1 protein-coding gene is annotated in these 255 nt (G+C 69.0%); it reads right to left on the reverse strand.

Going from position 1 to position 255, the window contains the following annotated elements:
• Window positions 1–255 (reverse strand): outer membrane protein (locus ACLBYB_RS33580; RefSeq protein ID WP_447701463.1); only part of this gene is annotated, 255 nt, incomplete at both ends.

The following is a 255-nucleotide window of genomic DNA, read 5'->3' on the forward strand; positions in this document are numbered from 1 at the left end:
TGGCGGCGTTGATGACGAACGCGCCCTGGTTGCGGGTGTTGCGGTCGAGGTTGACGTACAGGCCTTCGACCTTGAGCGTCACGGCCGAGGAGCGGAAGAAGTTCAGGAACGAGTCGGTGGGCAGGGCGTACTCGATGCCGCCGCCGACGGCCCAGCCGGTGCGGAAGCTGTCGTTGCCGGCATAGCCGCCGAAGGAGCGGTCGGCGCTGCCGGAGCCGTAGGCGAAGCCGCCGGTGCCGTACACGAGGGTGCGGT

Source organism: Methylobacterium sp. D54C (assembly GCF_053345595.1).